Source organism: Mycobacterium sp. (assembly GCF_050700595.1).
Taxonomy (GTDB): Bacteria; Actinomycetota; Actinomycetes; order Mycobacteriales; family Mycobacteriaceae; genus Mycobacterium.
The window spans coordinates 1-11,567 of sequence record NZ_JBOHHI010000075.1; the positions used below are offsets into that span (position 1 = coordinate 1).

11 protein-coding genes are annotated in these 11,567 nt (G+C 66.2%); 6 read left to right on the plus strand and 5 right to left on the minus strand.

Going from position 1 to position 11,567, the window contains the following annotated elements; genetic code table 11:
* The 3 genes from ACRDTL_RS07630 to coaE all read left to right on the plus strand — a co-directional run.
* Positions 1-499 (plus strand): DNA polymerase (locus ACRDTL_RS07630; RefSeq protein WP_431506106.1); only part of this gene is annotated, 499 nt, incomplete at its 5' end.
* 133 nt (positions 500-632) lie between these two features.
* Complete coding sequence (gene rpsA, locus ACRDTL_RS07635) at positions 633-2,078, plus strand: 30S ribosomal protein S1 (RefSeq protein WP_431506107.1); 1,446 nt, start codon at positions 633-635, stop codon at positions 2,076-2,078.
* Positions 2,079-2,144: 66 nt separating this feature from the next.
* Positions 2,145-3,278: a dephospho-CoA kinase gene (gene coaE, locus ACRDTL_RS07640; protein WP_431506108.1), complete on the plus strand. Its 1,134-nt coding sequence runs from the start codon at positions 2,145-2,147 to the stop codon at positions 3,276-3,278.
* A 4-nt stretch (positions 3,279-3,282) separates the two neighbouring features.
* Here coaE and ACRDTL_RS07645 read toward each other — a convergent pair whose 3' ends face one another.
* The 5 genes from ACRDTL_RS07645 to ACRDTL_RS07665 form a co-directional block, all read right to left on the minus strand.
* Entirely contained in the window at positions 3,283-3,702 is a 420-nt protein-coding gene (locus ACRDTL_RS07645; protein ID WP_431506109.1) for a hypothetical protein, read from the minus strand.
* Between the two features lie 49 nt (positions 3,703-3,751).
* On the minus strand, positions 3,752-4,663 hold the full coding sequence (ligD, locus tag ACRDTL_RS07650) for a non-homologous end-joining DNA ligase (protein WP_431506110.1): 912 nt from the start codon (positions 4,661-4,663) through the stop codon (positions 3,752-3,754).
* A complete protein-coding gene (ligD, locus tag ACRDTL_RS07655; RefSeq protein ID WP_431506111.1) occupies positions 4,663-5,652 on the minus strand; it encodes a non-homologous end-joining DNA ligase in 990 nt (329 codons plus the stop codon). Before ligD (ACRDTL_RS07655) ends, ligD (ACRDTL_RS07650) begins: the two co-directional genes overlap by 1 nt.
* A 29-nt stretch (positions 5,653-5,681) precedes the next feature.
* Positions 5,682-6,122: a DUF402 domain-containing protein gene (locus ACRDTL_RS07660; protein ID WP_431506112.1), complete on the minus strand. Its 441-nt coding sequence runs from the start codon at positions 6,120-6,122 to the stop codon at positions 5,682-5,684.
* An 85-nt stretch (positions 6,123-6,207) separates the two neighbouring features.
* The gene (locus tag ACRDTL_RS07665; protein WP_431506135.1) at positions 6,208-6,900 is read right to left on the minus strand and encodes a hypothetical protein; all 693 of its coding nucleotides are present in this window, start codon (positions 6,898-6,900) and stop codon (positions 6,208-6,210) included.
* Between the two features lie 195 nt (positions 6,901-7,095).
* On the opposite strand from ACRDTL_RS07665, the gene uvrB reads away from it, so the two are divergent.
* From uvrB to ACRDTL_RS07680, 3 genes are read left to right on the plus strand one after another with little or no spacing between them, the layout of a single operon-like run.
* Entirely contained in the window at positions 7,096-9,273 is a 2,178-nt protein-coding gene (gene uvrB / locus ACRDTL_RS07670; RefSeq protein ID WP_431506113.1) for an excinuclease ABC subunit UvrB, read from the plus strand.
* Positions 9,270-10,679, plus strand: coding sequence for an MFS transporter (locus tag ACRDTL_RS07675; RefSeq protein ID WP_431506114.1), 1,410 nt, complete (start codon positions 9,270-9,272; stop codon positions 10,677-10,679). Before uvrB ends, ACRDTL_RS07675 begins: the two co-directional genes overlap by 4 nt.
* Before the next feature lie 10 nt (positions 10,680-10,689).
* On the plus strand, positions 10,690-11,559 hold the full coding sequence (locus ACRDTL_RS07680) for an SCO6745 family protein (protein WP_431506115.1): 870 nt from the start codon (positions 10,690-10,692) through the stop codon (positions 11,557-11,559).
* Positions 11,560-11,567: the final 8 nt, after the last annotated feature.

Sequence of the window (11,567 nt, forward strand, 5' to 3'; positions counted from 1 at the left end):
GGCCTACGGGCTGAGCGCCTACGGCCTGGCCGCGCAACTGAAGATCTCCACCGAAGAGGCGAAGGTCCAGATGGACGCGTACTTCGCCCGGTTCGGCGGGGTGCGGGACTACCTGATGGACGTCGTCGAACAGGCCCGCAAGGACGGCTACACCTCGACGGTGTTGGGCCGTCGCCGTTATTTGCCTGAACTGGACAGCAGCAACCGCCAGGTGCGCGAGGCCGCCGAGCGGGCAGCGCTCAATGCGCCGATCCAGGGCAGCGCCGCCGACATCATCAAGGTGGCCATGATCGAGGTCGACAAGGCGCTCAACGAGGCCGGGCTGGCCTCACGCATGCTGTTGCAGGTACACGACGAACTCCTGTTCGAAGTGGCTGCCGGCGAACGGGAGCAGCTCGAAGCATTGGTGCGCGACAAGATGGGCGACGCGTACCCGCTTGACGTGCCGCTGGAGGTCTCGGTTGGCTACGGCCGCTCATGGGACACCGCCGCACACTAGCCGCGGCGGTTTGTCCAGCGTGTGCACAGTCGAGTAGCCTCGACGGGTAGCCCGTGGCCAGATCGCGGGCGACACCCATGCATAACAACCGCACTGTCCCTACGACCAAACCTGTCCGGAGCAACCCAACAATATGCCGAGTCCCACCGTCACCTCGCCACAAGTAGCCGTCAACGACATCGGCTCGAGCGAGGACTTTCTCGCCGCCATCGACAAGACAATCAAATACTTCAACGATGGCGACATCGTGGAAGGGACAATCGTCAAGGTTGACCGGGACGAGGTCCTGCTCGACATCGGGTACAAGACCGAAGGGGTCATCCCGTCCCGCGAGCTGTCCATCAAGCACGACGTCGACCCCAACGAGGTGGTGTCCGTCGGCGACGAGGTCGAGGCCTTGGTTCTCACCAAGGAGGACAAAGAAGGCCGGCTGATCCTGTCCAAGAAGCGTGCGCAGTACGAGCGCGCCTGGGGCACGATCGAGGCGCTCAAGGAAAAGGACGAGGCGGTTAAGGGCACCGTGATCGAGGTCGTCAAGGGCGGCCTGATCCTCGACATCGGACTCCGCGGCTTCCTACCCGCGTCGCTGGTCGAGATGCGGCGGGTCCGCGATCTGCAGCCCTATATCGGCAAGGAGATCGAGGCCAAGATCATCGAGCTGGACAAGAACCGCAACAACGTGGTGCTGTCCCGCCGGGCCTGGCTGGAGCAGACGCAGTCCGAGGTGCGCAGCGAGTTCCTCAACCAGCTGCAGAAGGGTGCCATCCGCAAAGGCGTGGTGTCCTCGATCGTCAACTTCGGCGCATTCGTCGATCTCGGCGGGGTGGACGGTCTGGTGCACGTCTCCGAGTTGAGCTGGAAGCACATCGACCATCCCTCCGAGGTGGTTCAGGTCGGTGACGAGGTCACTGTCGAGGTGCTCGACGTCGACATGGATCGCGAGCGGGTTTCGTTGTCGCTCAAGGCAACTCAAGAAGACCCTTGGCGGCACTTCGCCCGCACCCACGCCATCGGGCAGATCGTACCGGGGAAGGTCACAAAGCTGGTGCCGTTCGGGGCGTTCGTGCGCGTCGAGGAGGGCATCGAAGGTCTGGTGCACATCTCCGAGCTGGCCGAGCGTCATGTCGAGGTGCCCGACCAGGTGGTCGGCGTCGGCGACGACGCGATGGTCAAGGTCATCGACATCGACCTGGAGCGGCGCCGCATTTCGCTGTCCCTCAAGCAGGCGAACGAGGACTACACCGAGGAGTTCGACCCGGCCAAGTACGGCATGGCCGACAGCTACGACGAGCATGGCAACTACATCTTCCCGGATGGCTTCGACGCCGAAACCAACGAGTGGCTCGAAGGGTTCGACGCGCAGCGCGCCGAGTGGGAGTCCCGCTACTCCGAGGCCGAGCGTCGGCACAAGATGCACACGACGCAGATCGAGAAGTTCGCCGCCGCTGAAGCAGCAGCTGCCGCCGCCGAGTCCGATTCCGCGGCTGACAGCTCGCAAGACGAAGAGCAGCAGGGCGGCTCGTTGGCCAGCGACGCGCAACTCGCCGCGCTGCGGGAGAAGCTCGCCGGCAGCGCCTAGCCCGGTGACGATGCAGAGCGCGCAGCGCGATGAGGAGGAGCCGGGCAATCGGGTAGGGTCACTCCGATGCTTCGGATCGGGCTGACCGGAGGCATCGGCGCCGGTAAATCTGCGGTGTCCGCCACGTTCGAGCAATGCGGTGGGATCATCATCGACGCGGATGTCATCGCCCGCGAGGTCGTTGAACCCGGCACCGCGGGACTTGCGGCGCTCGTGTTGGCATTCGGCGACGACATCCTGTCGCGTCACGGGGTATTGGATCGGCCCACCCTGGCCGCCAAGGCATTTCGTGATGACGAGGCTCGCAAGACGCTCAACGGGATTGTTCATCCGCTAGTCGGAAAGCGTCGGGAGGAGATCATCGCGGCGGTGTCCGCGGACGCTGTTATCGTCGAAGACATTCCGCTGCTGGTCGAGTCCTCGATGGCGCCGTTTTTCCCGCTGGTCGTGGTCGTGTACGCGGACGCTGAAATGCGCGTCGCGCGGCTGGTCGAACAACGCGGCATGACCGAAGCCGACGCCCGCGCCCGCATCGCCGCACAGGCCGACGACGAGCAGCGCCGCGCTGTGGCCGATGTTTGGCTGGACAATTCCGGTACCCCGGAAGCGTTGGCCGAGCACGCGCGCGAGGTGTGGAAGGACCGGATCGCGCCGTTCGCACACAATCTCAACGCACGTCAGGTTGTGGCGCCGCCACGGGCCGTGACACCGGCCGATCCGGCCTGGGCCGCCCAGGCGGGGCGCATTGTTGCCCGGGTCAAGGCTGCCTGCGGTGCGAAGGCATTGCGGGTCGACCACGTCGGCCCGACCGCGGTGCCCGGTCTGGCAGCCACCGACGTCATCGACATCCAGATCACCGTCGAATCCTTGGCGGCCGCTGACGAAGTCGCCGAGATGTTGCTGGCTGCGGGTTATCCCCGCGTCGATGACATCACCGGCGACGCCACCATGCCCGATGCGCGAAGCACCGTCGAACGCTTCGACCAGGCAAGCGATCCGGGATTGTGGCACAAGCGGGTTCACGGGTCGGCCGATCCGGGCCAGCCGACAAACGTCGCGCTGCGAGTCGACGGCTGGCCCAATCAACAATTTGGCCTGCTGTTCGTGGACTGGTTGGCGGCCAATCCCGGTATGCGGCCCGATGATGACTCGTATAGGCGTGCCTGGGAGTGGGCCGACCGCGTCGGCTGGCGGCCCTGATTCGCTAGGAAGTCGGAAGCGGTGCGCCGCAGGGCAGCACGCCGTTCATCGGGTCGGTGTTGCCGGACGTGGGCTTGACCAACTGGTCGACCTGTACGGCGACGTTGTCGTCGACGTCGATCTCGCAGTGCACACTGGCCGAATACGGCCACTTGATCGACACCTGCATCCCGGCCTTAGCCGGGTCGGCCAGCACCGTGTTGGCCTGAAATGTATTGCCGGGCGTCGAGCCCAGGCTGGCGCTGGTGGTCTCGTTGTCGTGGACGAGGAAGATAGCCTGCCCGCCGGGGGCCACCCCGTCGATCCGGGCGATGTAGGTGATGTTGTGCAGGTCGGCGTGGGCGGTCACCGGAGTTAACTGCGAGGTGGCCGCGGCGCCCGTCAAGGCGGCGACCGCCAACCATCTATGCCTGGTGGAGCTCATGAGTGCAGACATTACAACCCGCGTTACGGTACGGCATAATTTTGCCGGCTCAGGCGCGGGTACCAAGCCATTTCGAGAGGCGGTCACGTGGGCGCGACAGTGCGCGGGCGTGGCGGCGCATGTCGGCCCACGGATCGCGATGGCCGGCCAGTCGTTTCGGTATGTCGTGGATGGCGAACCGGTCCGGCCGCAAGCCGCGGCTGTTCAGTTCGTCCCATTCCAGCGGCGTGGCCACCGGCGCGCCGTCACGGGCCCGCACCGAATACGGTGCAACCGCGGTCTGCGCGTATGCGTTTCGCATGACGTCGAGATACACCCGCCGCCCGCGCTTGTTCTTGCGGACTTCGACGGTGCGGTGCGCAGGGTCATCGGCCGCAACCAGCTCGGCGACGTCACGGGTGAATTGGCGGGCGGCGTCAAAGTCGGTGTCGCCGCTGACCGGAACCACCACGTGCAGACCGCGTGATCCGGTTGTTTGCACGTAGGACGCCAGCCCGAGATCGTCCAGCACACCGGCGAACGCGCGGGCCGTGGCCCGCACCACCGAAAAATCACTGTCCGACGGATCGAGGTCGAACACCAGTCGATCCGGCCGGTCCAATCGCTGGCGACGCGACTGCCACACGTGCAGCGTGACGCAGTTCTGGTTGGCCAGCCACACCAGGGCTTCGGCGCGTTCGGCCACCGGGTGCACCACGGTGCCGCCCTCCTTGGTGACTTCCGCCGAACCCATCCAGTCCGGCATCGAGTCGGCGAAGTCCTGCTGGTAAAAGCCCTTCTCGCCGATGCCGCGCGGGAACCGCTGTACCGTCAGCGGTCTGTCCTTCAGGTGGGGCAGCATCACGTCGGCCACCCGGGAGTAGTAGTCCACCAGGTCGCCTTTGGTGATTCCTTTTTCGGACGAGGAGCCGGGGAACAACACCCGGTCCGGGTGGGTGATCTCGACCTGGATGTGGGCCATCAGCGTGTCTCCCGCACCACATCTTTGGGGTCTTTGTCGGTGCGCAGACCGGTGTAGCGCGGATGTCGCAGCTTGCCGTCGCGCGTCCACTCGGTGAATCCGACCTGTGCGACCAGTTCGGGCCGCACCCACCGGGTAGCCTTCTCGCGGATCAACCCGCGGGCGAACGGCGGTTTGTCCTGTTCGATGCCCGACAATCGAGTATGCAGGCCGCGCAGCGTGGCGTCGTCGAACCCGGTGCCCACCTTGCCGGCGTAGACGAAATCACGGCCGTCGTAATAACCCACCAGCAGCGCGCCGAACCCGGCTCGGCTACCCTTCGGAGCGGTGTAGCCGCCGATCACGAACTCCTGGTCGCGAACACATTTGAACTTCAGCCAGTTTTGTGATCGACGGCTCTCATATGGCGCATCGGCCAGTTTGGCGATCACGCCCTCGTCGCCGCGTGCGCACGCGGCGCGGTATGCGGCTTCGCCTTGCTCCACCCGGTGCGGGGTGTAGCGCAGCGGGTCATGAAACTGGAACGCCTTGCGTAGCAACTTCTTACGCCAGATAAGGGGCAGCCCGGTGGTGGACTTCCCGTCCAGGTGCAACAGGTCGAAAATGTAGTAGAAGACCGGAATTCCGGTTGTCCGGGCCTGGTTGGGGTTGGTAATACCCAAGCGGCCCTGAAGCCGGGCGAAGCTGGTGCGTCGGCCCTTGAAGGCCACGACTTCGCCGTCGATGACAAACCGGGAGATCGGTTGCGCCGCAAGCGCGTCGACAAGCTCCGGGTAGGTCCCGTCGAGTGGTTGGCGATTGCGTGAGAATAGTCGCACCCGCTCGCCGTCGCGGAACGCCAGGCAGCGCTCACCGTCGAATTTTCGCTCGAAGATCCATCGCGGATCCGAAAACCGCCGGTCGGTCAGGGTGGCCAGCATAGCGGAGCGCCAATCGGGCACCGGCTCGTCACGTAGCGCCCCACGTAACTCGGTGGGCAACCCCGTCATGCCGGACGCATACCCTTGCGCGGCAGACACTACGCACCGCGCCAGGTGAGGTTCATGCCCTCGGCGGCCAGCCAGCGCTTCAGGTCATAACCGTGGCGGGACAGGCCGTCGACGGTGTCAACCGCGCGGAGCACCGCCTGCTCGGCGACGTCGGGGGACAGCAGGCCGTGGCGAACGGCCTCCAGCAGTTCGCCGACATCGCCCAGGCTCGCACCGCCGCCGGTGCGTACCTCGAGGTCGAGGTAATGGTCTTCGGAACGCCACACCTGCGGGCCGGGTGTGTATTCGCCGATGTCGAGGTAGTAGTCGTGGTCACGTTCGTGGCCGGGGTTGAAGTGGAAGACGGTGGCCCGCAAGCCGAACGGCGGCAGCAACCAGGACTCCAGGTAATGGAATTGCGCACGACCCGGCGTTGGTCGCGCCATATACAGACCCCATGGCCGCACGGTGTACTCATCGACCGGCCGCACGATGCCCTTCGGATCGGTGTTGGTGCGGGCGACCAGGTCGAATGTCTCGTGCTTGGGTGGGTGGATACCCCAGCATAGGCCCGGCCTACGCCTCGATCGCCCCGGCGATGCGCCGCTCGATGCTCGCGCGGGCGGTGGCCGGCAGCACGATCAGCCCGTCGAGTTCCCTGCTCGCGCGGGCATAGGCGTTCTGTCGCTCCTGCGGGGCGGCGGCTGGGTCTTGCGCCAGCTGTAACAGATGCTGGGCGCGCGCCAGCCGTTGTTGGTCGTCGACCGAGAAATCGCTGCGGCGCCGGCGGGTCGCCTCGGCCTCGGCTATCTCGAATGCGCTGATGTACTCGTGCACGGCATTGCGATATTCCAGTTGCGCGGTCCGGTCGCCGACGAGTTCCGCCGGCCGGTCGGGCCGCAGCAGGTCCGCGTGCCGCTTGGCCTTGTGGAAATTGATCGTCAGCGGATCGCGCATGTCGGTCATCATCGGGAAGTCGAGCAACTTGGCGATATCGACCTCGTACTCCAGCCACCGCGCATCGGTCCGGTCGTGTTCCTCGAGGACTTTGGCGAGCTCCCGCCGGTAGCTCTCTTTGTTGGTGCGCGCCCGGCCAGATGCCTCGGCGATGGCGATCTTTGCCTGTTGCTTTATCCGATACCGTTCGAGCCGTCGTTCTGCCCGGCGTTCGTTCGCGGCGGCGATCGCCCTGAGGCCCCCGGCGATCGCACCGCCCAAGGGGAAGATCAGCCACCAGAAGTTGGCGGCGAAATGCAGCACACAACTCACCCTAGCTTTCTTTGGTGGCAGGAGACTTTCTGTTCCGAGAAAGCTTAGGCTGCGGGAAGAGGCCTGGTCAGACTGCCCGTCTCGCCCCCGCAAGCGGGAGGTGCCCCCACCTCATCGCGCGGCGCGTCCCCAGCTTCGCGGGGTCCCCACTGCATCGTCGGCGGGCTGTCGGTCGCTCGTTCTACGCTGGTGAACATGGCTTTTGCTACCGAACATCCCGTCGTCGCACACTCGGAGTACCGACCAGCCGGAGAGGCCGTGGACGGGTTGGTGCGCGTCGGCGGCCGCTTCGATGTGGTCAGCCCGCACGATCCGGCCGGCGACCAGCCGACCGCCATCGAGGAGCTGGAGCGCCGGATCAAGGCGGGGGAGCGCGACGTGGTGCTGCTGGGCGCCACCGGCACTGGGAAGTCGGCCACCACCGCCTGGCTGATCGAACGGGTGCAGCGGCCCACCCTGGTGATGGAGCCGAACAAGACGCTGGCCGCGCAGATAGCCAACGAGCTGCGAGAGATGTTGCCGCACAACGCGGTTGAATACTTCGTGTCCTACTACGACTACTACCAGCCGGAAGCCTACATCGCCCAGACCGACACCTACATCGAGAAGGACAGCTCGATCAACGATGACGTGGAGCGGCTGCGGCACTCCGCCACGTCGAGCCTGCTGTCCCGGCGCGACGTGGTGGTGGTGGCGTCGGTGTCGTGCATCTACGGCCTGGGGACGCCGCAGTCGTATCTGGACCGCTCCGTCGAGCTACGCGTTGGCGTCGAGGTGCCCCGGGACGCGCTGCTGCGGCTGCTGGTCGACGTGCAGTACACCCGCAACGACCTGTCGTTCACCCGCGGCTCGTTCCGGGTGCGCGGCGACACCGTCGAGATCATCCCTTCGTACGAGGAGCTGGCCGTCCGGATCGAGTTCTTCGGCGACGAGATCGAGGCGCTGTACTACCTGCATCCGCTGACCGGCGAGGTGATCCGCAAGGTCGACTCGCTGCGGATCTTCCCGGCCACCCACTACGTGGCCGGCCAGGAACGGATGACCCACGCGATCTCGACGATCGAGGAAGAACTGGGCGAACGGCTGGCCGAACTGGAGGGCCAGGGCAAGCTGCTGGAGGCACAGCGGCTGCGGATGCGGACCAACTACGACATCGAGATGATGCGCCAGGTCGGGTTCTGCTCGGGCATCGAGAACTACTCGCGACACATCGACGGCCGCGGGCCCGGCTCGCCGCCGGCGACCCTGCTGGACTACTTCCCGGAGGATTTCCTGCTGGTCATCGACGAGTCGCACGTCACTGTGCCGCAGATCGGCGGCATGTATGAGGGCGACATGTCCCGCAAGCGCAACCTGGTCGAGTACGGGTTCCGGTTGCCGTCGGCGTGCGACAACCGGCCGCTGACCTGGGAGGAATTTGCCGACCGGATCGGGCAGACGGTGTACCTGTCGGCCACCCCGGGCCCGTATGAGCTCAGCCAGACCGGCGGGGAGTTCGTCGAACAGGTGATCCGTCCCACCGGCTTGGTGGACCCGAAAGTCGTGGTCAAACCCACCAAGGGCCAGATCGACGACTTGATCGGCGAGATCCGCAACCGCGCCGAGGCCGACCAGCGGGTGCTGGTGACGACGCTGACCAAGAAGATGGCCGAAGACCTCACCGACTACCTGCTCGAGATGGGTATCCGGGTGCGCTACCTGCACTCCGAGGTCGACACCCTGCGCCGGGTCGAACTGCTGCGCCAGCTGCGGCTCGGCGACTACGACGTGCTGGTCGGCATCAACCTGCTCCGTGAAGGCCTCGACCTGCCGGAGGTGTCGCTGGTCTCGATTCTCGACGCCGACAAGGAAGGCTTCTTACGTTCGACGCGCAGCCTGATCCAGACCATCGGCCGTGCCGCCCGTAATGTGTCCGGCGAAGTGCACATGTACGCCGACACCATGACCGATTCGATGAAAGAAGCCATCGACGAGACCGAACGGCGGCGCGCCAAGCAGATCGGCTACAACGAGGCCAACGGCATCGACCCGCAGCCGCTGCGCAAGAAGATCGCCGACATCCTCGACCAGGTCTACCGCGAGGCCTCTGATACAGAAGCCTCCGTCGTCGAGATCGGCGGATCAGGGCGCAACGCGTCGCGTGGCCGTCGGGCCCAGGGCGAGCCTGGCCGGGCGGTCAGCGCGGGCATCTTCGAAGGCCGCGACACCGCCGGCATGCCGCGCGCCGAGCTGGCTGATTTGATCAAAGACCTGACCGCGCAGATGATGGCCGCGGCTCGTGACCTGCAGTTCGAGTTGGCCGCCCGGTTCCGCGACGAGATCGCCGACCTGAAGAAGGAACTGCGCGGGATGGACGCCGCCGGCCTGAAGTGACCGACACCGCGATTACCACCACCGGCAGTTGGCGGGCGCTGCTCGGCCGCGGGTATTTGGGGACCTTGACGCTGTTGGCCGGCGGGGTGGCGCTATATGCCATCAACGAGTTCCTGACGATCAGCCTGTTGCCGAGCACGGTCGCCGACATCGGCGGCGAGCGGCTGTACGCGTGGGTGACGACGTTGTACCTGGTCGGATCGGTCGTCACGGCCACCACGGTGTACGCCTTGCTGCAGCGGATCGGGGCGCGACCGTCGTTTCTGCTGGGTTTGGCGGTGTTCGCCGTCGGCAGCCTGGTGTGTGCGGCCGCTCCCCGCATGGAGGTATTGCTGGCGGGCCGGACTGTGCAGGGCGCGGCCGGTGGGCTATTGGCCGGGCTGGGCTACGCGGTGATCAACGCCGCTTTGCCGCGGTCGCTGTGGACCCGGGCTTCGGCGCTGGTCTCGGCCATGTGGGGAGTCGCGACGGTGGTCGGGCCCGCGATAGGCGGCGTTTTCGCCCAGTTCGGGCTGTGGCGCTGGGCGTTCGGGGCAGTGGCGTTGCTGACCGCGGCGATGGGTGTGCTGGTCCCGATCGTGCTGACCGCGGGCCGCGTCAATCAAAGTGCGTCCGCGCCGGGGCTCAAGGTCCCGGTGTGGTCGCTGATGCTGTTGGGCGCCGCCGCGCTGGCGGTCAGCGTCGCACAGATCCCGCGCAATGGTGTCGTGACCGCGGGGTTGCTGGCGGTCAGCGCGCTGTTGGTCGCGGGGTTCGTGGTGGTCGACAGGCGGGTGTCCGCTGCGGTGTTACCGCCAAGCGCATTTGGTTCGGGTCCGCTGAAGTGGATCTACCTGACTCTGGCACTGCTGATGGCCGCGGCGATGGTCGACATCTACGTGCCGCTGTTCGGTCAACGGCTGGCGCACCTGCTGCCGGTGGGGGCCGGATTTCTGGGCGCGGCGCTGGCGGTCGGCTGGACGGTCAGCGAGATCGTCAGCGCGTCACTGAACAACAGCCGGGCCGTTGTTCGGGTGGTCGCGGCAGCGCCACTGATCATGGCGGTGGGTCTCGCGTTGGGTGCGGTGACCCAGGTCGACAACGCGCCGATCGGGGTCGTCGTACTCTGGGCGTTCGCGCTGACGGTCACCGGGACCGGGATCGGGGCAGCGTGGCCGCACCTGTCGGCCTGGGCGATGGCGTGCGTCGACGATCCCGCCGAGGGCAGCGAGGCGGCTGCCGCGATCAACGTCGTGCAACTGATCTCGGGGGCGTTCGGCGCAGGACTGGCCGGTGTTGTCGTCAACAGCGCCGAAGGTGGTGCGGTCATCGCGGCCCGTTGGCTGTTCGCGCTGTTCGCAGTGCTGGCCGCGGCGGGGGTGCTGGCGTCCTACCGGTCTACCCGGGACCAGGACTGCACAGGCTAATCTCACAGGCGTGGATGCCTTCGCCGCCGGTCGGCTGACCCGTTCCCTGGACTCGCTGCACGCCGCCGTGTACTTCGTGCCCGAGGCGAACGACAAGTTCGGCGAACTCGGCCTGGATTTCACCACACACTATTTCGCCAGCCGGTCGGCCCCCATGGGGGCGGTATCGGCCAACGTCGTTGCGGCGACGTTCTATAACTTCAGCCCGCAGTTGGTGGCGAGCACGATTCCGCGCGCCTGGGAACTGGCATCGCCGACGACCGTGACGCGGGTGCGGTACGAGATCGTGGAAACGGCCCTGCCGCGGGTGCTCGGTGAAGAGCTCAGCCGGTCAGCAGAACTGGCCCGCGCCGCGGCGCTGCTACGACGCGTCGCGGAGGCCATTCCCAATGCCGACGGCCGGCCGCTGTATGCCGGTCACGCCGAACTGCCGTGGCCGGATACCCCGGTTGTCGCGTTGTGGCATGCCATCACGTTGTTGCGTGAATACCGCGGCGACGGACATATCGCCGCCTTGGTAGCCAACGGAGTCAGCGGACTGGATGCGTTAATCACCCATACCGCAACGGGAATCGGATTCAACATCGACTTTGCCCGGCGGTCCCGCGGATGGAGCAGCGACGAATGGAACGCAGCCACCGAGGGCCTGGCCTCGCGTGGCATTCTGCGCGATGCGGGCGAGTTGACTTCGGCCGGCGCCGATCTGCGGTCCAAGATTGAAGACCTCACCGACGAATTGGGGTATCCACCGTGGCGGGCGCTGCCCGATGATCAGGCCGACGAATTGGTCAGCTTCGCCACGGTGATCCGGGCGGCGGTGCAAGCCGCCGGCGTTCTGCCCGGCGGGGCGTTCGGTGCGCGCCACGGCGAGCATCGCTAAGCCAGGGC